Source organism: Actinomadura napierensis (genome assembly GCF_039529375.1).
Classification (GTDB): domain Bacteria; phylum Actinomycetota; class Actinomycetes; order Streptosporangiales; family Streptosporangiaceae; genus Spirillospora; species Spirillospora napierensis.
Map to the genome: position 1 here is coordinate 1 of NZ_BAAAMR010000136.1, position 23322 is coordinate 23322.

Sequence of the window (23322 nt, forward strand, 5' to 3'; positions counted from 1 at the left end):
TTCGAGCCGAGCAAACCCCTCTTGAGCCTCTCCCCGCCCTGGGGCGACGCCCGGACCGCACAGGCCATGAGAGAGCCACACGACCAGCGTGGGCAGCCGCAAAGAGAGCGACGGCCCGAGCGCCTGGACCGAGCCTGGCCGGGCACCGGTCCTGAAGCAATGAAACAAGTAGCCGCAAATCACGCCTTTGCGTCGATGACTTCACGGCTCGCCGCTATCCGTTTTCAGAACGGTGCTGGGTGGTCGAGGCCGGGGGCGCCGCTCTGCCTCGGCTGTTTCGTTATCTGTTGTGGCAATCGGCGGTTAGAGTTTTGTGTCGTCTTGTACATGGTGGTGACTGGAGGTGCTGTGGTCGAGGTTCCTGACGCATTGCTGGAGGAGTTGGCCGGGCCGGTAGCGGGGGCGATTGCGCTGGTCATCGCTCGCATTCCGAAGGTACCGGCGGCCGAGCTCGGGCGGCTGAGGGCCACCGACGACGGCACGTGGCCGATCCGTGGATCGAGCATCGGGCGCCGGGCCGGGGTGTGGTCACCCGCCGGCAGCCGACCCGGGGCGGGCGATTCGCCGGTGCGGGACGCGCTCGGCTCGCTGCCGCCGTTGCTGGTCGAACGCCTGCTCGGCGCGCTGGAACTGACCGTGCCGGAGTTGGACCTGGCCGGCGTGCCGGACCTGGCCGGCCTCCTCGGGGAGCCGGTCACCGGCCGCTTCGTGATGGCGATGACGAGCGGGACGAGCGAGGCGGTCCACGGGGCGGCGATGCTGGACCAGGTCCGGCCGGGCGCGGTGCCGCTGGTCGCCGCGCTGGCCCGCCGGCTGGCCACCCGGGAGCGCGTGGCCGCGCTCTTGGCGGTGGGACCGGAGATCACCGACGAGCCGGGGGTGGCCGCGGCGCATGGCGGGGCGCACCTTGCGCTGGCCGTGTCCTCTGCCGCCGCCGTCCTGCACGGGGTGGGCGTCCAGGCCTGGGCCATCGAGCCGCCGGTGGTGCTCGGCGTCGCGATCGGCACCGCGGTCCTGCTGCTCCAAGAGACCCTGATGCCCCCCGGCTACGCCGCCGCGGTGGTCGCCAAGGCTCGCGCGGAGTACCTGCTGCCCCTGGGCTGCAGCGGGCGGGCACCGGTGTCAGAGCATCGGTTCGCGCTGTTGGAGGAAGGCGGCGTCCCCGACGTCGACTTCAGCGGCAACGGGCTGGTCGCGGTCGTTGCGGGCGGTGCGGTGATCCGCACCGGCATCGAAACAGGACATGTGCAGATCCTGTTGAGCGTCCTGGAAGAGCCGCCATCCGACGTCGCGACCGGCTGGGAGGAGATCGTCGAGGTCAGCTGGCAGGCGGCCGTCGGTGGCGCCTCGGTGGCCGGCTCCCAGCCGGTCGAGCCGCAGCTGCGCAGGGTCACCCCGCCCTGGCCGGGCGCCTACCGGCTGCGGGTACACGCCCGTGGACGCGACGATGCCGACGAGACCGAGCGCTACGAGCTGGTGGTCTGGCAGGCGCCCGCTGCGCCCGACATCGTGCACGCCCGCACCGACCGGCTCGGCCACCGGCTGCGCGGCGAGGTCGAACCGGCGCGTCCCGAACCGCCCGAGGCCGTCTACCGGTGGCTGCGCCGCAGCTCCCTGTCCGAGGCCGCGACGGTCACGGTGGTGACCGGCGCCGGCGTCGCGGCCGTGCTGCGCGCCTTCAACGCCGACCCGGCCCGACCGGAGTCGCTGTACAGCATCGCCGAGGAATCGCTGGAGCGGCAGTCCATCGACCCCTGGGTCGCGGTGCTGGACCTCGGCGGCGCCGTACTCGCCGTCGAGTACAACGGCTGGCAGGGCTCGACCAAGCCCGTCCTGGCCCGGGCGTCCGCCGCCGGGCGGGCCGCCAGCATGTACTGGAACGTCAACGCGGTGATGCGACTGTCGTTCGCCCAGCACGGCCAAGTGCTGCTATCGAAAGAACCCTTCGGCGTCCTGGACGCGCCGCCACCGGTCGCCGAGACGCTCGCCGAACTGGACTTCGCCGACCACCATCGCGGCAGGAACATGATGGGCCTGGTCGCAGTGCAGCGATTCACCGGCCACGGCATCACCGCCGACGACCTCGCCCGCATCGAAGCCGCCGACATCGGCTTCCGGATCGTGCCCGACCTGCCCACGCTGTACCCGCACCGCCCGCACCACCCGCACCACCCGCGGCCCGGCAACCCGCTCGCCCCCACCACCGAGACGCTGACCGGGCTACCCGAACCGGCCCTGCGGGACCTGGCATGGTGGGCCGCCGCCCAGGCGGCCCACTACGCGGGCCTCAACAAAGACCCCGACATCGCCGCCAGCATCGCCGCCCGCACCCTGACCCCCGACGCCCGCCTGCGCGCCCGCCACTCCCAACTCGCCGACGGCGAACACCGGTGGGTCTGGCTCGCCCTGCACCGCGCGACCAATCCCGACCCGCTCGCCGCGGCCACTGAGACCCTCGAGGCGGCCCGCTACGCCGCCGGCCCGCACGCAGCGAACCTGATCGCCGACGCCCAGAGCAAAATCACCACACCGGAGCCGTCATAACGACCTCCGTCCTCACCAGATCGAGTTCTCCTTCCCCCGGGATGGCTACGACCCTCCCGGGTGCTGTCGACCGGGCAGCAGCACCGACCTGGCACGGGCACTCAGAGCCGGCGACGAGCTGGTAGTGATGGAAGAGTTCACCTCGGTGCTGATACCTCTTCCACCGGCGGTCGGCCGAGCCATCGGTGATCGAACCGGCGGGCCGATCCTTCTCAACACCCGCGGGGCCCGGATGGATCGGCACGCCGCCACCCGCCGCCTACGCCGGCTCGCCGCCCAATCCGTTGTACGGCTCCCGCGGATGCACCCGCACATGCTCCGCCACACCTTCGTCACCACCATGCTCGACGCCGGCGTCGACCTCCGCGACGTACAGGTCGCCGCACGCCACGCCGACCCACGCACCACCATGCGCTACGACCGAGCCCGCAACAACCTCGACCGACACCCCAACTACATCCTCGCCGCCTACATGGCCTCCGGCACCTGAACCAAGAACCGAGCGGAACACGCTGGTCTGCCGACGAGCGAATATTCGTCAAGACGGTGTGGAGCAGTCACCTCAAGCGGCCCAGCCCGCCACGGAGTTCATCGCCCCGTTCCGTCCGGGCCGGACGTCGACAACGCCAAGAGTTGGAGAATCTGCGGGTCGAGCTCGGCACGCTGACCCCCGGACCTGTTCGCCCGGGTCGAACGACTCGTGGCTGTCCGGCCCGATTGCGTGTGACTCCGCCTGTTCAGGTTGGGAACACCCGGTTGCCCAGCGCGATCCCCAGTCACCTGCGCGATCCCCAGTCACGGATCTTGGCCTGCCGGTATCGCTGAGTCGGAAGCCTTTTCACGATCCACATCGGCTGCCCATCGAATGCTGGGCTCCCGCAGCCTCGCCTGGCCCGGTCCCTGCGAGGCTCATACGTGTGCTTGTTACCGGTACGGGTGAGTACGTCTACGATCGCTCCATGGTTGCCGAGGGGACACAGCACCTGGGTCTGGAAGGCGCCCTGGCCGTCAAGACCTGGCTGGAGAGCACCACGTACTTGGAACTGCCGTTCAATGCGTATGAGGACGAGCCGATGTGCACCCTGATGCTGCGGGACGGGTCACGCAAGAGGTACGACCTGTTGGGCCACTTCCTCGACGAACGGCGGCCGGTAGTCGTGGAGTCCAAGCGGTACACCACTCCTGGCCATCAGGGGAACGACTTTACCGAGTTCCTGGCCAACGCCTACAGCGCGACCTCCCATGATCTGGTCACGGTCGGTGACGTGCGCCGTGAGTACATCTGGGTGACCACACATCCCTTTTCACAGACGAAATGGAAGGGTCTCACCCAGCCTGACGAGATGCGTGCCGCGCTGAAGACGCACTCGCAGTTGCTGGCAGGTGAGGAGATTGATGAAGACCGGCTGCGGTTAGTGGTCAGTCGGCTCTGGCTGCTGGTCATGCACGAGAAACAGAAAAAGCTCATGCTCAATCGGAGCGAACTGCAGCTCGTCCGAACCGTGCTGGACAGGAAGGCGACGTCATGACCGAGCCCGGGCACGATTTCACCGCCGCCATTCTCAACGCCATGGACACCCCGGACGCCGAGGAGTTCATCAGCCGTGTCAAAGCGACCGTCCACGCCGAATTGGAGCTGCTGGACCCCACCGCGATGATTGAGCAGACGCCGTACTACAACCACTCCTTCATCCCCGACTTCGTCCTCTCCTGGGACGAGGCGGCTGGCAAGTCCAGTAGGCAAATATTTCTCCGCAGCAGCATCCGATCGACGACCGCAGGCAACGACATCACCGCACTCGCCGAGCAACGGCCAGTGCTGCTGGCGCTCCGCCCGGCCCGCGCACAGCAGCGGCGGGAGGTCGAGACGGCGCAAGAGCAAATCCTGCGCTCACCCAACGTCCTGATCACCGATGCGGCAGCCGTGTCGGACTTCTCCGGCGACCGGGCCACGATCGACAACCCCCTGCGTACGCTGGTGCGGACCAACCTGGTCCGCGGCGGTCGGGGAGTGCTGGTCACCGACACCGCCCGCCGCCTGTCGGTCGGAACACGAAACCTGGGTGAGCACGGCGAAGGCATCGCTGAGTTCACCCAGATCATCGGGGACGTCTTCACCAGCGACGCCGCTACGCGCCTGCAACGGGCTGCGGAACTGCTGGAGATGGGCGTGTCCGGCGACCTTTCCCGCCTGCACGGTGATGACCTGGAGGAGGGGCCGCGTCGTGCCGTTGGCGGTCGTCTGTCGGACGCCGAACTCCAGGTGCTCTTGCCCTATCTGCTGACCCACCCCGAGATCACCAGCGACCCTGCTTACTGGTCTCACCTGGGATCGATGATCACCCTCGCCCGGCTGGAATCCATGGCCACCGACTTGGAAGGGATCGACCTGAGCCCGCTTGTGGTACCGAACCTACCGACGTGGCCGGCGGCCCGGTCCTCAACCGTCCTGCACGTCAACGACGAAGAACGCCCGCCGGTCATCAGCCCTGCCAACGATCCCGACAGCTCCGCCACGACGAATGCCTCCACACCTCCCGGCGAGCGGGCAGGCATGGCCCGAATCGAAACATCCGGTGACCCAGTCTCGCCAGTCACCGGCTGGCATTTCCACTCCCGGATGATCAGCCTCGTCGTTGGACAGTGGCGGATCCACATCGCGGCGAACGGTAAGCGACTCAAGGGCCGAGACAGCTCCGCGCCAGCTCGCTGGGACACCCTCGTCGGCCTCCTGCCGGGCCTGAAGTTGATCACCGTATCGCTGCACGGCCTCCAGCGGCGTGTCCGGATCTCTGCGGAAGAAGGAGGCAACGTCTACGACGATGTCCGCACCATCCGCGAATCGATCGATGATCAGTTCCAGGTGCCTGAGATCGAACTCAGGCCGCAAGATGCCGAGGCCACTGGCAAGATCACCGTTAGCTTCACTCGACACCTAGTGTCTGCGACCGACCCCGTCCCCTCCAGCGAGCTGTTCTGGCTAGCTCTGAACCTTCTCACCCTCAACAACCCCATCGCCCCGGCTGAGCTGCTCGCCATGCGTACGACCCTTCCATCGGGTGACCACCAGGGCGCTCGGACTCTAGATGAACCGCCAGCCTGACGGTCCGACTGTCGCCGCTTGATCTGCCGAACGGAGGATCGCCAGCTCCATCCGGTGCTGGCGGCGCCACCATGAGCAGGCGCTGCTCCGATGTCTCTCTGAGCTCCTGCGAAACCCGGCCCGCGAACCGGGCACGTGCCGTGCCGGAGGTGGACGGCAAACAGCACTACGCCGACGTGCAGGAGGTCGGCGGAAGGCTGCGTTACACCGACGACGACAAGGCCAACCTCGCCCGCTACGCGGACATGGTCGTCGGGGACCGGCGACTGCGCTTGGGTGAATACAGGGTGTACTGGTTCGGCGGCCACGAGCTGGCCGGTGACGAGGACGCCGCCCGCGCGATGCTCCGAAGCTTCTTCGCCCCAGTTGCTCGACCGACACCACATCACTGCTGGGGCAACACCAGTGCGTAAGGCAGTGGCGAAGATTGGCAGGCCCCGCCGCGATAGACGTATCTGTCGGTGTCTGCGGCGACAATCAGAGAGGGAAGCGGGAGGACGCTGCCTGATCCCGCCCGGACACAGGTCACGGACCGTCATCACCACTCCGCGTAGCCCACGCTCGATCGGAGCGGCACGCTCAAAGATGTGGGAAGCGCACGCTCATGCCGCCGATCAATCGGCTGCTTGGTCAGGCCGCGGACGTCCAGCCACGCGGGCTGCCGGGCGCTGACGTTCGCCCGGCGACGTGGCTGGCCGATCTCGCCGTCAGGACCGGTGCGCGCGGGAGTGATTGCTTTCGACTACCGCATCTGGGGGTGCACCGAGTTCTTTCTGGCCCTACCCGGGTACGAGGGGCAGGTGGGGCGTCAGGCGGACCCCTCCATATCGATCTTGTCGGTGCGCGTCTGGACCTGGCGGTGGAACTCGCTGATCGTGGTGCTGATCACCTCACTGACGGCGAGCCAGCCGACCACCGGGGATTGCTTCTTGTGGTCGTGCAACGGAACGCCGTCGAGTTCCAGCATCCCGTTGTCGTAGGCGGTCACTCGCAGCGTCAACGTGAGCCCCTTGTCACGTGGCGTCGGCTTGACGTCCATGGTCTCCCTGACTCGATTCAGCCCAGCGGGCATGACGAAACCTCCCGTGACAACCTGCGATCGACAAGAAGAATCATCCCGCCACAGCACCCGGATTCCCATGGACTTCGGTCAGATTAGGGCCCCGGCACTCCGGCGAGCGAACGTCCTCTTCTGCCGCGAGGCGCTCGTTGCCGCCTGCCGGTGGTGTGACTCTCCGTCAGCTTTTACGCTGGCTCACATGCGCACGACTCGGCCGGGCATGGCGCCGCAGCGTGCGGTGCCGGAACGCGCGAACATCGACCCGTGCCGGATCTTGGGTGGTGCTCGAACTCCCGACCAACTGGTGCCGAGACTCGTGAACAAAGCCCGGGGCTGATGTGCGTCGTCGCCTACTCTGCCCGCTGCCACCGGCCGCATGGTGGGCGCTCGCCGCTCTGCTGAGGCCTGTTGGCGATGAACACCCGTGGCCGACCGCGTCCTCCCTGCCGGACGGGCCGGCGGGATGCCGGGCGAGGAAACGTCGACCACGTACGCGCGAGTGCCCCTCGGCCTTGTGGCAGAGATCGGTGCGGACGCGGTAATGAAGCACGGCCGATGGCGCTATTCGGTGCGATACATACGCTTGAGGCCGACCTTGCAACAGGGGACGTTCTAAACCGGCCTCGCCCCGGGATGACCATAGTTCAGGTCTGCGGTTGGTGCCCTGCTCCCTAGTTGCCGTGCTTCGATGCCTCGCTGGCGAGGGCTTGGAAGGCGCTGCGGGTGAGGAGAAGCTTCGGGCCGTCGGGGTCCTTGGAGTCGCGGACGGCGATCAGTTCGGGGAGGCTGGTGACTTCGACGCAGTCGCTACCGGTGCTGCTGCTTCGGCTGGCCTTGCGCCAGTGAGCCTGTGAAAGGTCAGTGGGGAGACTCATCGGGCTGCTGGTACTCCTTGGCGATGTCGGCGATCAGCGCCACCGAGTCGTCTTCGGAGAGCGCTTGGTCGCAAAGACGGTCAAACCTCACATTACAACGAGTGACCTGCCCGACATCCTCGACGTAGATCTCGCCACCCATGCCTTCGAGGTAGACCACGTCGGGGTCGAAGTCATCGGCGAACCGGAGGATCACGAATGCTCCGTCCATGCAGGCGTGCTCGCCTGCTGAGGCAGGCATGATGCGGATGCTCACGTTGGGCTTCCTTGCCGCTCCGATCAGAGCGTCGAGCTGGCGCGCCATGACGTCCCGTCCGCCCACAGGGCGCCGGAGAGCTGCCTCGTCGAGGATGACCACGTAGGTAGGGCCGCTCTGGCGCTCAAGAATCGTTCGCCGAGCCATGCGTGCCTGGAGACGCCGAAGGAGGACGTCCTCGGACTCCTCGGGGCTGCCGATGCGGATGAGTGCGAGCGCGTAGTCGCTGGTCTGAAGCAGGCCGGGGATGAACTGCACCTGCCAGCTGCGGATCTCGGCTGCGTCGTCCTCGAGTTCGGCGAACGAACCGGCGAGGACGTCGTTGAAGGCCGACCACCAGCCGCGCTTGCGGACGTCACGCGCGAGTTGCATGAGCGCCAACTTGACGGCCGCATCGCCTCCATAGAGGTCCAGCATCGCCTCGACATCGGACGGCTTCGGTCGTGTCTTGGCCGTCTCGAAGCGCACCAGCTTCGGCCGGCTCCAACCCAGGGCGGCGGCGGCTTGCTCCATCGAGAGGCCGGAATCCTCGCGTGCCTGGCGGAGCTGGCGGGCAAGGCGCCGGTGCCTGACCGTCGGACTCTGTGCGTTCGGCATGCCGCTCAGTGTGGCATGGCGGAGCGGACAGGGCTGCCTTCTTCGTGAACGAGATCGAGGAAAAATGAACAAGTGCATAGACGGCCGACGCAGTTCGGGTGATGATGTGTGACGGACCCTTCACTGGCCGCGCACGGCCGGTTCTTGCCGACCGCCGCTGTCATGGGAGCTGTCCGGCTCCTGGAGGGGCCATTTCGGCCGGAGAGGTTGAGACGGTCCCGGGCCGGTGTGGCACCACCGGCCCGGGACCTTGATCGGACACTGGAGGTCCGACCCATGCATGATCGTACGAACGCGCCCCCATTCAAGGCGACGTCATCCGCCACAAACCACGCCGCGACCGCTCAACGCCGTGAACCCCTCAGCGTCATGACGACGGCGCAGGGCCCATGGGCTATATCCGATCTGGACCCCGAGCGGGCCCTTGCCGACCTTGGCCGCCGCTTCCCCGGCGTGGTCATGTGGTTCGGCGAGTACACCGGGCGGTACTGGGCTCTCGCCCGTGGCCTGGACGGTCGGCAACGCCTGCTCGAGGCGGTGACCCCGGGAGAACTGAGCCGGCGGCTCGAGTGCCTCGGTCCCCGCACGTCGCAGGCTCACCCATACGGGAGCGCGCCACCATCCTGCGCGCACCCGGTCAGCCGTTCGGACGCTGCACGGATGGCCGCGAAGGCATGCACGCAGTACCCAGCCCGACGCCGTCCGACGTACGGGCAGCGGCGCCGTGCCACCTCTATGGCGCAGAGCAGGAGCGGACGGTGCTGAGCGGTAAGCCGGCCGACATTCCTGTCGGCGGAGCCTGCGCGTTTCAGCTTCCCCCTGACCCGACCTGCGCGTCCCGAGCCCGCTCGTTGCTGGCCGCGACGATGCGCGATCTGCGCCTGCCGCAGGGGCTGATCGAGGATGCCAAGCTCGCGGTTTCCGAGCTCGCGACCAATGCCCTCAACCACGCGCCGTCGCCCTGGTTCAGCGGCATGGCCCTTCCCGAGTTGTGGGTGTGGGCGCGCACTCGTCCGGCCCCCGAACTGGTCGTCTCGGTCTTCGACGCCCATCGGGAGGTGTGGCCGATCGGCACGGACGCCGACCTCCTCGACGACCATGGCAAAGGCCTGGCCATCGTCGCCGCGCTCGCCTCTAACACCGGCGCTCATCGGACCCGGGCGCGCTTCAGACCAGCGTGCGAGGGCAAGCGTGTCTGGTTCGCGGTCGCGCTCTCGACGCCCTGGCCCGAGGCCGACCAGACCGTTCCACCGGCGACTGCGGCGTGGGGCCTCTCGGAGGTACTGCACGCTCGCGGCATCAGGGTCATTCGCCGCACCGATGAGGTCGGGATATCGATCCTCGCCATCGGCGACCTGAACGTCTGGGTCGAGCCGAAGGCCTTCTCATGGCGGACCGGCCGAGGCTACATCCATCAGCCCCTGGTCGACCTCCACGAAACCGCCGAGTGCATCGTCAGCCACCTCGAAGGTCATCGCTGACGGGAAAACCGCCGGGCCACTGGGCTCACATGCCCGGCCTGTCAAGCCCCGGGGACGTGGCGTCCTCTCCCGTGCGCCGCGTCCCCGGTCCGCGCCTATCGATATGAGGTCCGCCGCCAATGCACAGCGCCGCCGACTGCCACGCTCGCCTGTCGCGAGCCGTCGACGCGATGGCCAACGCCGCCCGCAGGGCCGACCGCCGGAAAATCGGCCACGCCCTCAAACAGGTGGCGGCGGCCGACGAGCTCGATGACTACAGCCTCTCGTTCCTCTATCGTGCGCACGATCTGGTTCTCGAGCTCTCCGAAGCTCTCACCGCGGTGCTGGAAGTCCATCGAGGCCCTGCCACCGTCCATGGTTGCCCGGAGAGCGAAGAGCGACGGAACCAGCCGTGCCGCACCATCTGCCGGCTCGCAGACGTTCTCCTTGAAGCACGAGCGGCCCGGACAATGGCCATCGACGCGGCGGAGGCCTGGCGTCGCGCGCGTCACTACCTGTCCGGCCGTGTTGACGAGCCCGTCCTGGTCCATGTTCAGGAGTTCAAGGACGGATTCCTGGCCATCCCTGTCCATGTGGCCATCCCAGAGCCCGCCCCCGTTCCGACGATCGAGACCCCGACTGCGCTCGTCATCGACAAGGCGACGGGTGCCGTCACCCGCTGGCCGCTGCTCCCCCTGCCGCTCCTGGAACGCCAGTACCGTCGCTACCAGAGCGGGCAGCCCATGACTTTCGACGACGCCTCTTAGAGATCCTGCGGGTAGGGGCGCCGTCGCGAGCGCCGCGATGACGGTGTCGACGGGCAGATCACCGGAGCGCCCTGCGGTGGCGAGGTCGCCGGGAATCACCGATTGACCGGGGAAAACTCGGGATCAAGTGGTCGCAGATGACCGACTGACGCGTGATTTCGCTGGGCTGTGTCGTGACCGGTGCGAACCGGCACGACTCCCCGTTCCTGCGCCCGACGCTAGAGAAGCCCTGGCGTTTCGAGCTCGCGTTGAGGGTGCTGGCGGAACCGCTCGGCGATGTCCTCGGTGCGCATCGCGGTCTGGTCGTGCATCCGGCCTGGCCGGACGGCTGCGGAGAACAGGGTGCGGCCCTGGTCGTCGCTGATCGTGGTGATCTTGATGGTGTTCTGCTTGCGCTTGCCGGAGACGAACGCACGCCGTCCGGGACGTCCTGCCTTCGGGCGGCGGACCTGGGTCTCCATCCCGTCGATCCGAAGGTGGCATTCTCGGCCGCTGCGTAGGCGAACACGTCCTCCAGCGTGCGCAGCCGCAATCCGGGCCGCCCGGGGACGGCGAAGCCGCGCTCCGCGAGAAGCGGACGGATCTCACCGATCGCCCGGCCGACCGTAGACGAACCCACCTGGTAGATCACGCCGAGTGCGGCATGGGTGAGCCCGGTCCGCAGGTGTACCGGGGGCACTAGCAGCCGGTCGACGAAGACCAGCTCGTACTTCGGCCCGGTCCCCGCCTCCCGGCGGCGACGGCTTCCCCGCCTGTTGTGACGGTCGGACTCGCATCGTGCCTCCTAGCGCGATGGGAGCTCGGCCGCGACGGGCACCCAGGTGCTCCTGCGCCAGGCCGCAGAAGGCAGAATGGGACATAGCTGCGCGGGCCTGACCAAGATTCACGCCTCGCCAACATAATGGTCCGCCCGCACATCACCGTCTGCGGGAAGACGCGGTCAGGCGGGCTGCCACAACTCGATCCGATTGCCCTCGGGATCGGTGACCCAGCCGAACCGACCGACACCCTCCATGTCCTGTGTTTCTTCGGCCACGTCCGCTCCCTTGGCGCGCAATTGCGCGAGCATCGCGTCCAGGTCGCCGACACGGAAGTTGAGCATGGTCCGCTGGGAGCGGGACCCGAAGTAGTCGGTCTCGGACTCGAACGTCGCGAACACCGTCGGCCCGGCTGCCTGACGCCACAGGCCGTGCTCGTCGGCGTCCAGGCCCAGACAGTCGCGGTACCACGCGTTCAGGGCCTTCGGGTCGGCAGCCCGCATGAAGTAGCCACCAATTCCAAGCACACGTTCCATGCCACCATCCTGCCAGGACGACGATCGGGCAGGCCCGGTACCACACCATCACCCGCCTCACCCCGGATCAATCGCGGGGCAACGCGTTAGCTGACGAGACGACGCTCGGCATCGTCGAAGCTTTCCCTCAGCGCGGCCAACTTCGATCTGTATCGGGCTTCGTCCTCTTCGCCGATATAGATGCTGTTGCTGGAGCCAGGGAGTCCAAAGGACGGCACCAGCGTCCCGGGCTGAATCGACACCAGCTCTCGGTAGGACTCCTCGAACAGCTTGCGGCCACGTTGCCGCCACTCTTCTACCAGGGGCTCGTCTCTCAGGGCGCGACAGATGTAAGCGATCGTCAGGGCGAGGAATGCCGCGTTGAACCGCGAGCGCGCCGCCCGTTTCGCGTGGAACAGCACTTGGACCCACTCCGCCGGCGACGAGGGATGATTCTGCCCTCTGGTGTAGTACTTCTCGTATGCCGAGCAGAGTTCTGTGAGCGCGACCTGCAGATGCAGTTCAGGCCTGGTGGATGCGGCGGCGTCTTCGAGGGCACGGGCAGCGGTCCGCCCCTGGGCGTCGGCGATCGCGGTGAGCACTTGGTGCATCGTGGGTTCCTGCGTGAACCGCCAGGCGGCTTTCGCGAGGGGGAGCAGGCGCTGAATCGCGAGGGGCTCCATGCCAATTCTCCAACCGAGCGACACGGGATACCGGGCTGACGGTCCCGTCGAAGGTCGGAGTTCCAAGTGTTCTCGACCATTTCCGGCCGCGGTTAACACGTTTACGATAAGCCGGACCAGGTGCTGTGCACGACTACATGGCTCTCATCACTTTGGTGACGGACGCTCCAGACACAACTCATGCCTCACGCAATGATGACGGAACACCGTTTCTCATGTCGGCGGGTTGGTGAGGAAGTCTTCCTCGACGGCCAGTGCCTGTTTGATCGAATTGGGTGAGCGGAGGACGTGACCTTCGCCGGGGAAGGTCAGCAGGCGAGCGCGGGAGCCGAGGACGTCGGCGAGGGCTCGGGATTGGTCGGGTGGGGTGATGGGATCGTCCTGGCCGTGCAGGATGAGGACCGGGCGGGTGATGTGCCCGGGGTGGTGGAGCAGGGAGCGCTGCTGGTAGATGGTGGCGGTGTCTGGCCAGGGACCGATGAGGGCGTCAGCGTGGTGGGCTTGGAACTTGGGTGCGGCGTCGCGCCAGGTGGCCGGGTCGATGACGGGGCAGTGGGCGATGGCGGCGGTGAAGGTGTCGGTGATGGCGAGGGCGCGCAGGGCGGTGTAGCCTCCGGCGCTGGCGCCCCAGATGACGGTTCGGTCGGGGTCGGTGCGTCCGGTGGCGGCGAGGTGGACGGCGGCGTCGGCGCAGTCGTGGGCGTCGAGGACGCCCCAGCGGCCATGGAGGGCTTGGCGGTAGGCGCGGCCGTAACCGGTGCTGCCCCGGTAGTCGATCTCGGCGACGGCGTAGCCACGGCTGGTGAAGTACCGGGTGTGCCAGTCCAGCCGTAGCGGTGTGTTGGCCGTGGGGCCCGGGTGGGCCTTGACGATCAGCGGCGGGCGGCCTTCGACGCTGCGAGGGTGGTGGTAGACGCCGTGTGCCGTACCGCCGTCGCGGGTGGGGAAGGTGAACGGTTCAGGGAGCGAAGCGGGCTGTGGATTGGTGGCCGGTGTCCGTGTGAGAGGGCGGTGGTGGCCAGTGGCAGCGTCGATCAGAACGACCCGGGGTGCCTGCTGCGGGCTGGAGGCGATCGCGGCGATGGTCGTTCCTGAGCCTGACAGGTAGGGCTTGATCGAGGTGTAGGGGAGATCAAGGGTGGTGGTCTTGCCACCGCGGAGGAGTTCGATGGTCTGGGTTCCGCCGTATTGGACCAGGACGGCGATGGCGTCGTCGAGGAAGGCGTAGGTGGAGTAGCCGAATTCCCATTGCGCGACTCCCAGCTCGGCGTCGCGTTGCAGGACCGGTTCGGTGTGGTCGCCCGTCCAGCGGTAGAGGTTCCACCAGCCGGAGTGGTCGGAGATGAAGTGCAGGACGTTGTCGGGGCTCCACTCCGGCTGGAACACCGACTCGTCCGGCCCGCCGGCGATCGGCACGGGTTCGGCGAGGGTTCCGGAGTTGTCGAGGATCTCGGCCAGGTACAGCGTGGTGCCGTCCCAGGGCATGTTGGGGTTGTTCCAGCAGGTCCATGCCAGCCATCGACCGTCGGGGCTGGGGCGTGGGAAGGAGTAGAAGTCCCATCCGCTGGCCACTGTGCGCGTGGCGCCGGTCGAGGTGGGGATCCAGGCCAGGTCGTTGATGACGCGGTCGTCCTCGCGGTGTTCGCGGACCGCCCAGAGGCCGCCGGTGCTAGGTCTCATGTCCGCGTACCGCACGGCCGTGGACGGAGTCGCAGGGACGGGGCCGTGGTTGGTGGTGCGGTAGATCCGCTGGTCGGCGGCGTTGCAGAACCAGACGTCGGTGTCGGTGGCGTAGTAGGCGCCGCCGCCGTACTCGTGGACGTAGCTGGCCACGCTCACTTCGGGCGGCAGGACGTCCCGGGCCCCGTCATCGGGTGTCCAGCGGACGAGCGCGTCGTGCCCGTCCGGTCGGCCTTCGAGCCAGTAGACGAGCCTTCCGCCTCGCAGGACCTGGACGGCGTCCAGGGCGGTGGTGGCTTCGGCGACCTGATCGGCGGAAATCGGGGTCACTGCAGGCCCTGGAGTGCTCGGACATGCTGGTCCATCTGATCTGCCTCCCGGTAGTGTCCGCCCTCCCGCAGAAGATCGCGGAATCGTCGTACCCGCCGCAACCCCGACACCGACCCGCGCGCTGCGAAGACCTTCAGCGAGCGTTGCGCGGCGTCGGTGGCCTGGTCGAGCTGTCCGGCGATCAGGTGGGCTTCGGCGAGGCCGATGGTGAGCTGGGCGCCGCGTCGTTCGCAAGTCGCGGGAAGAGCTGACAGGCCCTCTGCGAACGCGGCGATGGCGTTCGTGGCCTGCCCGATTCGGAGGTGGCATTGGCCTCGGTAGTCGGCCAGCGCGGTCCGGTCGAACTTGTACATCCACTCTTCGCGGCCATGGGCGGCGTCGAAGTGCTCTTGTGCCTGGCGGAGAAGGGCGAGGCTTTCATCGCGCTGGTCGGCGGCAGCGAGGGTGCCAGCGGCCAAGGCGGACAGCCAAGAGCGGGTGAGGTGTGAGGTGGCCTTGGGCGCTGTGTCGAGTGCCTGCTGAGCGTGTTGGGCGGCTTCGGCGGCGAGCCCGCCGGCATCGCAGACCAGGGCCTGGTAGCCGCTGATGTAGGAGCTGAGCGCGGGGTTGCCCGCATCGTGAAGGAGTTGTTGGGCCGTGCGGTAGTAGAAGGCGGACTTGTGTGGGTCGTCGAGGTCGTGCCAGATCCAGGCGGCGAATCCTGCGGCTTCGCCGGCGGCGGATGCGATGCGGTGACGCAGGGGCGTGGACGAGATGTTGCCGAGGAGCGTGGTCAGCAGGCCGAGATGTGCTTCGACCGGGACGCTCATCTGCGCAGACGTCAGTTCGTGGTAGAGGCGCCGTTGCCGATCGGTGATCGCCTCGAGTTCCGCGACCATGTCCGGGGCCACGGCTGAGGGGCGCGTGGCGGCTGCGGCCAACCGGCTCCAGTCGATGTCATCGCTGGGGGAGTGGGGCGCCTGGTGGCGGGCGGCTTCGCGGGCGTGCCGGTGCGCGGCCTGCTCGCGGATCACGCCGGGCAGGAGGGAGATCAGCCGTCCGCCGGCCGAGAGCGCGCGTTCGCAGGCGAGGACGACGTTTTCGGCGGGGACGACCTGGCCTCGTTCGACGTTGCCGAGGTGCTGCCAGGAGTAGCCGGTCAGCTCGCCGAGGCCGATCAGCGTGAGCTCGCGCTGCAGCCGTGCCCGGCGGAGTTCGGCGCCGAGGCGGGCGAGCATGGAAGCTGAGGGGTCCAGGCGTTTGGCGGGACGGCCGGGGCCCCGTCCAGGACGTGGTGATGGGGACGTCGTCATCGAGCCGCTCACGTTCGCTGCCGGTTTGCTCGTCGTTGCGAGCAAACCAAATCGCGGTGTGTGCTGTCAGCCGTACCGCCTGAGCGACTCGGTTCCGGTTGTACTCGATGAACACGACCGCGCCGCGGCCCCACGTCGCGCGGCTTCCTGGCGGACCTGGCTGGAGGAACCTGCAGTGGCTGAGACGCACGTCGGGCCTGACCACACCGCCGAGTTGCGCGGGCAGATGGTCGATGCGCTCGTCGCGGACGGCACGATCATCTCCACGCAGATCGAGGCCGTGATGCGCGCCGTGCCCCGGCACCGTTTCGCCCCGGACGCGCCTCTGGAGCAGGCGTACGACGCCTACAAGGCCGTGTTCACCAAGAAGGACGAGCACGAGGTCATCACCAGCTCGGTGTCCGCGCCGCAGATCCAGGCGATGATGCTGGAGCGGGCCGAGATCAGCGCCGGCATGCGGATCTTGGAGATCGGATCGGGTGGATACAACGCTGCGCTGCTCGCCGAGTTGGTCGGTGAGGGCGGCGACGTTACGACCATCGACATCGACCCGGATGTCACAGCCCGAGCCGAACGGCTGCTGGCCGAAGGCGGCTACGGAAGTGTCCACGTCGTCACAGGCGATGCCGAGGCCGGTGTCGCGGCGTCGGCGCCTTACGACCGCATCCTGGTCACCGTTGGAGCCTGGGACATCCCGCCCGCCTGGACCACCCAGCTGGCACCGGCGGGACGACTGGTGGTGCCGCTGCGGATCAAGGGGCTGACCCGCTCCATCGCGTTCGACCGCCTCAATGACCATCTGGTCGGCGCGTCCGGACAGGTGTGCGGGTTCGTGCCCATGCAAGGCGCCGGTGTCCACCAAGAGCAGCAGTTGCTGGTCACTGGGACCGGCGAGATCGCCCTGCGTTTCGACGACGGTCTCCCGCTCGAACCGAGCCGGCTCGACAACGCGGTGCGCACTCCTCGCGCGGAGAGCTGGACCGGGGTGCGGGTCGGGCGGCAAGAGTCGTTCGACACCCTGCAGCTGTTCCTCGCTACCGTGTTGCCCGGCTTCTGCATCATGGCCGTGAATCCGGACCTGGACACCGGGCTCGTCTCGCCGAGCAACAAGTGGTTCTCCATGGCCACCGTCGACGATGGCGGGTTCGCCTACCTCACGACACGTCCCACCACCGACCCGCAGACGGTCGAGTTCGGCGCACACGCCTTCGGACCCAACGGACCCCGGCTGGCCGAGATCGTGGCCGCACAGGTGCGCGTATGGGACCAGGAGCAGCGCGGGGGGCCAGGCCCCCGCATCGAGGTGCATCCGGCCGGCACACCGGATGATCGCCTGCCCACGGGCCGCGTCGTCGACAAACGCCACAGCCGGGTCGTCCTCTCCTGGTCCGCGGCTCCTTCTACCGGCGACCAGGTCGTTCCACACACCCCTACTGCACAAGGAGAGTGATCCAGATGCCGCAGCCCGGTATCACCGCGTCCCCCATGACCCTGGCCGCCCCGGCCCTGGGCGACCGCATTGACGACGAGTTCGAGCTGGACATACGCGTCGTGGTCGCCGCCCACCCCAACGGCAAGCTGATGTGCGACACCGGCGACGGGTGCGGCTCGACCTGCCAGGGCAGCGCCTGCAACTCCTACATCGACGACCCGTTCTAACCGCCCGGTGACCGCCGGGGTGCCCCGGAGCCCCCGCCTGGTGCACCCCGGCCCCGGCACGCGGACGCGGCCACGGAGGCGACTCATGGCGTCCAGAACCCCCGCATATCGCTGGCAGCCTGGCGCACTGCTGCGCGCCACCACAGCTCCTGAGGCCATCGCTGAATTGCCGCGCGACCTGCAGCTCTTCGGTGAAGATGCCCCGACGCAGGGTCGTGACTGGCTTGCCGATGTGTGGCGCGAACAGAGCTTTCGTGACGCTCTGGAGGCGGCCAGCCCAGCGCTGGTCGGCCGTATCCAGGACGTGTTGAGCGGCAAGTGCCGGGAGCAGCGGCGGGTGCGGCGCGTCGTGCTGTCGGTGGCGTCCTATCTGCTGCGCTGGCAGCGACGCCCGACTCCCTTCGGCCTGTTCGCCGGCGTCGCCCCGGTCGCGATCGGGGACGGCGCCGGTGTGTCGTTAGGGACAGAGCACCTGACGACTGCGCGAGCCGACGCCGACTGGCTGGCCGACATCATCACCCGCCTTCACCAATGCTCCGACCTGCTGCGGCGTCTGCCCGTCGTCGCCAACGACGCCGGGCAGGTGCGCGGCGACCGGTTCGTGATCCCCGGAGCTCCCGGAGACGGGCGTACCGACCAACTCGCACCGATCGAAACGTCCGTCCGTCACACCCGACCCCTGGCGGCCGCACTCGAAGCCGCCCGCCGGCCAACGCGATTCAGCGACCTGTGCGACCACCTCACTGCCTGCTTTCCGGCCTCCGGCGTTGCGCGGATCGAAGCGATGCTCACCGGGCTGGTCTCACAGAACGTCCTGATCAGCAGCCTGTGGGCTCCGATGACCCGGTTGGACGCGCTGGCCCACCTCTGTGACGAACTCCGTGCCGTCAGCGCTGAGACCATCGCCGACATCGCGGACATGGTGAAGCGTCTGTACGAGATCCAAGCAGAGCTCGACCGCCAGACTCCCGCGGAGCCTTGGCGTTCGAGAACTCAGCTGCTGGGAGAGATGCGGCGGCTCAGTGACGCCGCCCCCGTACCGCTCGTTATCGACACCGGCCTCGATTGCCAAGTACAGATTCCCGAGCAGGTGGCCGTCACAGCGCAAGACGCCATGAGTGTGCTGTACCGGCTGACGCCCCATCCCTTCGGATACAAGCACTGGCGTGACTACCACGGCCGATTCCGCGAACACTACGGCGCCGGCGCGGTCGTGCCCGTGAACGACCTGGTCGCCGACAGCGGTCTCGGTCTGCCCGCCGAATACCTCGGCTCGTCATACAGCCCTGCCTCCCGACTGCTGACCGACCGTGACGAGAAGCTTCTCAACCTCGTCCAGGAGGCGTTGCTGGACGGGCGTGATGAGATCGTCCTTTCTGAGCCGCTCATCGAAGAGTTGTCGGTCGGAGATGACGACGAGATCATCCCCGTGCCCCGCGCGGAGCTGGCCTTGGAGATTCACGCGAGATCGGTGGATGCGATAGCGCGCGGTTGGTTCCGCCTCGTGGTCACCGGAACGCCCCGTCCCGGCAGCAGCATGGCCGGACGCTTCGCTCACCTGATGCCCGAGCCGCACCGAAACCAGCTCGAAGCCAGCTACCGATCCGCCGATGCCGGGGCGATCAGCGCACAGCAGTCCTTCGCTCCACGGCGACGGCGCAACGACAACGTCGCCCGCACCTCGCGACTGCTGCCGCACGTCATCACCTTGTCCGAGCACCGAGCCGACCGATACAAGGCCATCGGGCTCGACGATCTGGCGGTCACCGCGGACGCCCGGCAGTTCTTCCTCCTCCAGCTCTCGACCGGCCGACGCGTCGAACCCCGGGTCGTCCACGCGCTCGAAGCCGGCGTGCACACCCCGCCGCTGGCCCGGTTCCTCGCCGAGATCACCACCGCCCGTTGCGGGGTGTACAAGGCGTTCGACTTCGGGGCCGCGTCGCGCCTGCCGTACCTGCCGAGAGTGCGCTACAAACGCACCGTCCTCGCCCCGGCTCGCTGGCTGCTCACCTGCGCCGACCTTCCCGGGCGCAATGTCGGCATGCCCGAATGGGAGAGCGGGCTCCGGGCCTGGCAGAGCAGGTTCCGCGTCGGTGACCGCGTGGCGATGGTCGATGGCGGCCAACGGCTGCCTCTGGACCTCGCCCATCCCGTCCACCGGGCCGTGCTCCGCACCCGGCTGGACGGCGCCCGCCGACTCGAACTTCGCGAGACCGCCTCCACGGACGACCTGGCGTGGATCGGCCGCGCCCACGAACTGCTCCTGCCGTTCTCCCTGGTCGAGCCCGCTGCGACAGAACCGCTGCCTGCACGAGCCGCAAGCATCGTCATCACCGAGCCCGCCCACATGCCAGGGCGCTCGACGATCCTCCACGCCCGGGTCCACGCGCATCCGTTGCGCTACGACGAAATCTTGATCACGTGCCTGCCGGAGCTGCTTCAAGCCATAGCGCCGTGCCCGCAATGGTGGTTCCGCCGGCACCGCCGCCTGGCTGACCCCGCGAGCGACCAATACCTTGCGCTGTACGTGCGGCTACCCGACGCCGCCATGTACGGGCAGGTCGCCGAAGCCTTCCGCGATTGGGCGCAATGCCTACAACGTCGGCGGCTGATCTCCGGGATGACCTTGGCCACCTACCAACCTCAGACAGGACGGTTCGGAGACGGCGCCGCGATGGACGCCGCCCAGGCCGTCTTCTGCGCCGACTCCGCCGCGGCACTCGCGCAGATCGAGATCGCAGATCAATCGGAAGCGCGGCCTGCTGCCCTCGCCGCAGCCAGCATGGTCGATCTAACGGTCGCCTTCGCCGCGTCGCCCGAGGAGGGAATCGAATGGCTGATCCGACATCTGCCGCGCGAACACGATCCGATCGATCGAGACCTGCGTGATCAAGCCATCGACCTGACCACCCACAGCAACGATCCCTGCGGCAAGACGGCGGCAAGGACACAGCTCCCAGCACGGCCATGTCTCGCGGCCGCTTGGCAGCAACGTCGTACCGCTCTGGCAACCTACCGAGCCGCGCTTGAAGTTCAGCGCGATCCACTGACGGTCCTTCGGTCCCTGCTGCATCAGCACCACATGCGTGCGGTGGGCGTCGACCCTGATCTCGAACGCCTTACCGGGCACCTCGCCCGTTCCATTGCGCTGCGCCACCTGGCCCTCGCCCGGAGCACGCAGTGACCTCGCCGGCCCTGCTCCAGAGCAAGGCCGCCGACCGCGCAGACCAGCTCGCCCAGCTCCTTGCTGTCCCTTCCGCAGAAGAGCCGTGGATGGCCCAGTCGCTCGCCAAGGGCACCGCCGGTATCGCCCTCGCGCACATCGAACGCGCCCACACCCACGCGGGAACGTGGCGCCGAGCCCACACCTGGATCAAGCACGCGACCGCCACCGACATCAGCGCAGCCGACAGCACCGGGCTGTTTCTCGGCGCGCCCGCCATCGCCTTCATGCTCACTGCCGCCACCTGCAGCGATGGCCGCTACACCCACGCCCTCACGACGCTCGACCGTCACATTCACCAGCTCGCTCACCGGCGTGTACGAACGGCCATGGCTCGCATCAGCCGCGGCGATCTCCCGACCTTCGGCGAATACGACCTGTTCTACGGGCTGACCGGCATCGGCGTGTACCTGCTGCACAGCTCTCCGCACAGCAGCGCCCTCGAACGCCTCCTGGCCTATATCGTCGCGCTCACCCGGCCTCTGCGGGTCGACGGCGGCGAGCTCCCCGGCTGGTGGGTTCACCACGACCCCCACGGGCGAACATCCACCGGCCACCACCCTGGTGGCCACGCCAACCTCGGCGTCGCCCACGGCATCACCGGACCGCTGCTGCTACTCAGCCAGGCCGCCCGCCACCACGTCACCGTCGACGGCCACTGCGAGGCCGTCGCTACCATCCTCGCCTGGCTCGACAGCTGGTGGCAGGACAGCGCCACCGGCCCCTGGTGGCCCGAGCACATCAGCCGAAACGACCTGCATACCGGCCGGAGCAGCCAGCGCGGCTCCGCACGACCGAGCTGGTGCTACGGCACACCCGGCATTGCCCGCGCCGGACAACTCGCCGCCATCGCCACCGCCGACCCAACCCGGCAACGCTTCTACGAAGATGCCTTCTACGGATGCCTCACCGACCCGGCCCAGACGTCCAAGCTCGGCAGCGCCGGCCTCTGCCACGGCTGGGCCGGCGTCTATCAGAGCGCGTGGCGCGCCGCCCGCGACGCGACCACTCCGCGATTCACCGCCATCCTCCCACGACTGGCCGACACGCTCGTCGAACATGCCGTCCCTGCGGACGGAGCCGACCCGAGTCTCTTGGACGGCAGTGCCGGCACCATCCTCGCGCTCCACACAGCCTCGCTCGACGCACCGCCGATCTCCGGATGGGACGCATGCCTCCTGATCGACTGAACCGGCCCTTCACCGAAATCCCTGAGATGACGGGGCACGCGACCGGCACGGCAGCGCACCCGCCGATCCAGCAGACGGAGGGCGCTGTCCTGCACGTCCTGGCCGGAACGCCGCTCGGCCACGTCGCCGGTTGCTTCCAGCTGCAACCGGCCCTCTTGGCCACAGCTGTCGAGGCCTACCGGCGCGCAGGCCGCGAAGCGCTCCACCAGCAACAACGCGGCTCTGACTGGTGCCAGTTCTTGATCGAATTCTCCGACTGGTCCAGCGCTGAAGAAACAGCAATTGAGCACCTTGTCCCGCTGTTGCACCCCATCGAGGCCAACGCCTCGATCACCGAATGGTGGTTCATCCGCAAACATCCGTGCTGGAGGCTGCGGCTCCGCAAAGGAACGTCCCATCAACCGCCCGATCTCATCAAAGCGCTGAACGAACTCGCCGCCGCCGGCCACATCCGCCGCTGGTGTGAGGGCGTCTACGAACCCGAGACAGCCGCGTTCGGCGGCCCCGACGGCATGACCACCGCTCACGAACTGTTCAGCGCCGACAGCCACGCCATCCTGGCCACCCTTCCCACTAACCGAGAACGACTCGGCCGCCGCGAAGTATCGATCCTCCTGTGCAGCGTCCTGTTTCAGGCCGCCGGACTCGAATGGTACGAACAAGGAGACGCCTGGCACCGTGTCGCTCAGGGACGCCCGGCCCTCACCGACGTGTCCCCGGAGCGCCTCCGGCCAATGGCCGAAAGCTTCAGGCAGCTGATGTCCGCCGACATCCACCCGGACGGCTCATTGCTCGGCGGGGCCGGTTCGCTGGCCTTCGCAGCTGAATGGGCCGCCGCCTTTCACCGCGCTGGAGCGGCCCTCGGCGCATCAGCTCGCGTCGGCGCGCTCCAGCGGGGTCTACGCCAGGTCCTCGCGCACCACGTCATCTTCCACTGGAACCGTCTCGGCCTCCCGCTCCGAGCCCAAAGCATCCTCGCCGCCGCAGCCCAAACAGCAATCCTCGCCCCATGACCTCAGGCTGAAGCGCAAGCACCTGTACCCGCCGAGGCCCGTCATGCGCAGACCGGGTAAGCCGCGCGTCATCCGGACCGACATCGCCGTCCTGTACGTCGGCGACGAGGCAGAGAAGCAGGCGTTGCTGCTCGGTGAGCCGGAACGCTTCTTCACCACCCCCGCCTACGACGGAACGCCACAGGTCATGCTGCGGCTGGGCGAAGTGGACCTCGACCGTGTGGAGGAGCTCATCACCGATGAGGTTCCCCCCGTTTCACGGCCACCTGGGGTGAGATGGGTCAGCCGGTCGGTGGTGAGGTGCGGTGTTGTTCCTC

21 protein-coding genes and 2 pseudogenes are annotated in these 23322 nt (G+C 68.0%); 14 read left to right on the forward strand and 9 right to left on the reverse strand.

All coding sequences use genetic code 11. The features are described from left to right. Positions 1 to 348: 348 nt before the first annotated feature. From ABD296_RS43175 to ABD296_RS43195, 5 genes are all read left to right on the forward strand, one after another. Positions 349 to 2544 carry a DUF6461 domain-containing protein gene (locus tag ABD296_RS43175; protein ID WP_344282088.1) on the forward strand — a complete coding sequence of 732 codons (2196 nt, stop codon included), beginning with the start codon at positions 349 to 351 and terminating at the stop codon, positions 2542 to 2544. A gap of 127 nt (positions 2545 to 2671) precedes the next feature. Next, the gene (locus ABD296_RS43180; RefSeq protein WP_344282091.1) at positions 2672 to 3034 is read left to right on the forward strand and encodes a tyrosine-type recombinase/integrase; all 363 of its coding nucleotides are present in this window, start codon (positions 2672 to 2674) and stop codon (positions 3032 to 3034) included. Between the two features lie 469 nt (positions 3035 to 3503). Beyond that, the gene (locus ABD296_RS43185; protein ID WP_344282094.1) at positions 3504 to 4073 is read left to right on the forward strand and encodes a hypothetical protein; all 570 of its coding nucleotides are present in this window, start codon (positions 3504 to 3506) and stop codon (positions 4071 to 4073) included. Continuing rightward, entirely contained in the window at positions 4070 to 5647 is a 1578-nt protein-coding gene (locus ABD296_RS43190) for a hypothetical protein (RefSeq protein WP_344282097.1), read from the forward strand. Before ABD296_RS43185 ends, ABD296_RS43190 begins: the two co-directional genes overlap by 4 nt. Positions 5648 to 5796: 149 nt before the next feature. After that, positions 5797 to 6060, forward strand: coding sequence for a hypothetical protein (locus ABD296_RS43195; RefSeq protein ID WP_344282100.1), 264 nt, complete (start codon positions 5797 to 5799; stop codon positions 6058 to 6060). Positions 6061 to 6455: 395 nt separating this feature from the next. Here the strand turns inward: ABD296_RS43195 and ABD296_RS43200 are convergent, their stop codons facing one another. From ABD296_RS43200 to ABD296_RS43210, 3 genes are all read right to left on the reverse strand, one after another. Then, a complete protein-coding gene (locus ABD296_RS43200) occupies positions 6456 to 6686 on the reverse strand; it encodes a hypothetical protein (RefSeq protein ID WP_344282103.1) in 231 nt (76 codons plus the stop codon). Positions 6687 to 7378: 692 nt separating this feature from the next. Further along, on the reverse strand, positions 7379 to 7582 hold the full coding sequence (locus ABD296_RS43205) for a DUF397 domain-containing protein (protein ID WP_344282106.1): 204 nt from the start codon (positions 7580 to 7582) through the stop codon (positions 7379 to 7381). Then, positions 7566 to 8435, reverse strand: a complete 870-nt coding sequence (locus ABD296_RS43210; RefSeq protein ID WP_344282109.1) for a helix-turn-helix domain-containing protein — start codon at positions 8433 to 8435, stop codon at positions 7566 to 7568. The genes ABD296_RS43205 and ABD296_RS43210 overlap by 17 nt, the downstream gene beginning before the upstream one ends. Before the next feature lie 758 nt (positions 8436 to 9193). On the opposite strand from ABD296_RS43210, the gene ABD296_RS43215 reads away from it, so the two are divergent. The 3 genes and pseudogenes from ABD296_RS43215 to ABD296_RS43225 form a co-directional block, all read left to right on the forward strand. Next, on the forward strand, positions 9194 to 9916 hold the full coding sequence (locus tag ABD296_RS43215) for an ATP-binding protein (RefSeq protein ID WP_344282112.1): 723 nt from the start codon (positions 9194 to 9196) through the stop codon (positions 9914 to 9916). A gap of 119 nt (positions 9917 to 10035) precedes the next feature. Then, a complete protein-coding gene (locus ABD296_RS43220; protein ID WP_344282115.1) occupies positions 10036 to 10662 on the forward strand; it encodes a hypothetical protein in 627 nt (208 codons plus the stop codon). A gap of 45 nt (positions 10663 to 10707) precedes the next feature. Further along, a pseudogene (locus ABD296_RS43225) lies at positions 10708 to 10901 on the forward strand (IS5/IS1182 family transposase); the annotation flags it as partial. On the opposite strand, the gene ABD296_RS43230 reads toward ABD296_RS43225, so the two are convergent. The 6 genes and pseudogenes from ABD296_RS43230 to ABD296_RS43250 all read right to left on the reverse strand — a co-directional run bounded on the left by ABD296_RS43230 (position 10881) and on the right by ABD296_RS43250 (position 15845). Next, complete coding sequence (locus tag ABD296_RS43230) at positions 10881 to 11123, reverse strand: transposase family protein (RefSeq protein WP_344282118.1); 243 nt, start codon at positions 11121 to 11123, stop codon at positions 10881 to 10883. The pseudogene ABD296_RS43225 and the gene ABD296_RS43230 sit on opposite strands and share 21 nt — an antisense overlap. Positions 11124 to 11230: 107 nt before the next feature. Then, positions 11231 to 11365 (reverse strand): annotated as a pseudogene (locus tag ABD296_RS50750) (transposase family protein); the annotation flags it as partial. Between the two features lie 237 nt (positions 11366 to 11602). Continuing rightward, positions 11603 to 11956 carry a VOC family protein gene (locus tag ABD296_RS43235; RefSeq protein ID WP_344282121.1) on the reverse strand — a complete coding sequence of 118 codons (354 nt, stop codon included), beginning with the start codon at positions 11954 to 11956 and terminating at the stop codon, positions 11603 to 11605. Positions 11957 to 12042: 86 nt separating this feature from the next. Then, complete coding sequence (locus ABD296_RS43240; protein WP_344282123.1) at positions 12043 to 12618, reverse strand: hypothetical protein; 576 nt, start codon at positions 12616 to 12618, stop codon at positions 12043 to 12045. 213 nt (positions 12619 to 12831) lie between these two features. Further along, positions 12832 to 14628: a S9 family peptidase gene (locus ABD296_RS43245; RefSeq protein WP_344282125.1), complete on the reverse strand. Its 1797-nt coding sequence runs from the start codon at positions 14626 to 14628 to the stop codon at positions 12832 to 12834. Further along, a complete protein-coding gene (locus ABD296_RS43250) occupies positions 14625 to 15845 on the reverse strand; it encodes a helix-turn-helix domain-containing protein (RefSeq protein ID WP_344282129.1) in 1221 nt (406 codons plus the stop codon). The genes ABD296_RS43245 and ABD296_RS43250 overlap by 4 nt, the downstream gene beginning before the upstream one ends. Positions 15846 to 16134: 289 nt before the next feature. Here ABD296_RS43250 and fxlM point away from each other — a divergent pair, with 289 nt between their 5' ends. The 6 genes from fxlM to ABD296_RS43280 all read left to right on the forward strand — a co-directional run. After that, positions 16135 to 17370 (forward strand): methyltransferase, FxLD system, encoded by a 1236-nt coding sequence (gene fxlM / locus ABD296_RS43255; protein WP_344282132.1) that lies wholly within the window; start codon positions 16135 to 16137, stop codon positions 17368 to 17370. Between the two features lie 5 nt (positions 17371 to 17375). Beyond that, on the forward strand, positions 17376 to 17579 hold the full coding sequence (locus tag ABD296_RS43260) for an FxLD family lanthipeptide (protein WP_344282135.1): 204 nt from the start codon (positions 17376 to 17378) through the stop codon (positions 17577 to 17579). A gap of 85 nt (positions 17580 to 17664) precedes the next feature. Further along, positions 17665 to 20763, forward strand: coding sequence for a lantibiotic dehydratase (locus ABD296_RS43265; RefSeq protein ID WP_344282137.1), 3099 nt, complete (start codon positions 17665 to 17667; stop codon positions 20761 to 20763). Next, entirely contained in the window at positions 20760 to 21992 is a 1233-nt protein-coding gene (locus ABD296_RS43270; protein WP_344282140.1) for a lanthionine synthetase C family protein, read from the forward strand. Before ABD296_RS43265 ends, ABD296_RS43270 begins: the two co-directional genes overlap by 4 nt. Continuing rightward, complete coding sequence (locus ABD296_RS43275; RefSeq protein ID WP_344282143.1) at positions 21974 to 23005, forward strand: thiopeptide-type bacteriocin biosynthesis protein; 1032 nt, start codon at positions 21974 to 21976, stop codon at positions 23003 to 23005. The genes ABD296_RS43270 and ABD296_RS43275 overlap by 19 nt, the downstream gene beginning before the upstream one ends. Positions 23006 to 23048: 43 nt before the next feature. Then, a partial coding sequence (locus tag ABD296_RS43280) for a hypothetical protein (RefSeq protein WP_407061576.1) occupies positions 23049 to 23322 on the forward strand: 274 nt, incomplete at its 3' end.

Excerpts from the sequence above, each read along its gene's own strand:
- ABD296_RS43190 (WP_344282097.1), top strand. The coding sequence starts at position 4,070 with ATGACCGAGCCCGGGCACGATTTCACCGCCGCCATTCTCAACGCCATG.
- ABD296_RS43250 (WP_344282129.1), bottom strand. The coding sequence starts at position 15,845 with ATGCTCGCCCGCCTCGGCGCCGAACTCCGCCGGGCACGGCTGCAGCGC.
- ABD296_RS43260 (WP_344282135.1), top strand. The coding sequence starts at position 17,376 with ATGCCGCAGCCCGGTATCACCGCGTCCCCCATGACCCTGGCCGCCCCG.
- ABD296_RS43265 (WP_344282137.1), top strand. The coding sequence starts at position 17,665 with ATGGCGTCCAGAACCCCCGCATATCGCTGGCAGCCTGGCGCACTGCTG.
- ABD296_RS43230 (WP_344282118.1), bottom strand. The coding sequence starts at position 11,123 with ATGGAGACCCAGGTCCGCCGCCCGAAGGCAGGACGTCCCGGACGGCGT.
- ABD296_RS43235 (WP_344282121.1), bottom strand. The coding sequence starts at position 11,956 with ATGGAACGTGTGCTTGGAATTGGTGGCTACTTCATGCGGGCTGCCGAC.
- ABD296_RS43200 (WP_344282103.1), bottom strand. The coding sequence starts at position 6,686 with ATGGACGTCAAGCCGACGCCACGTGACAAGGGGCTCACGTTGACGCTG.
- ABD296_RS43210 (WP_344282109.1), bottom strand. The coding sequence starts at position 8,435 with ATGCCGAACGCACAGAGTCCGACGGTCAGGCACCGGCGCCTTGCCCGC.
- ABD296_RS43275 (WP_344282143.1), top strand. The coding sequence starts at position 21,974 with ATGCCTCCTGATCGACTGAACCGGCCCTTCACCGAAATCCCTGAGATG.
- ABD296_RS43220 (WP_344282115.1), top strand. The coding sequence starts at position 10,036 with ATGCACAGCGCCGCCGACTGCCACGCTCGCCTGTCGCGAGCCGTCGAC.
- ABD296_RS43180 (WP_344282091.1), top strand. The coding sequence starts at position 2,672 with ATGGAAGAGTTCACCTCGGTGCTGATACCTCTTCCACCGGCGGTCGGC.
- ABD296_RS43205 (WP_344282106.1), bottom strand. The coding sequence starts at position 7,582 with ATGAGTCTCCCCACTGACCTTTCACAGGCTCACTGGCGCAAGGCCAGC.
- ABD296_RS43240 (WP_344282123.1), bottom strand. The coding sequence starts at position 12,618 with ATGGAGCCCCTCGCGATTCAGCGCCTGCTCCCCCTCGCGAAAGCCGCC.
- ABD296_RS43185 (WP_344282094.1), top strand. The coding sequence starts at position 3,504 with ATGGTTGCCGAGGGGACACAGCACCTGGGTCTGGAAGGCGCCCTGGCC.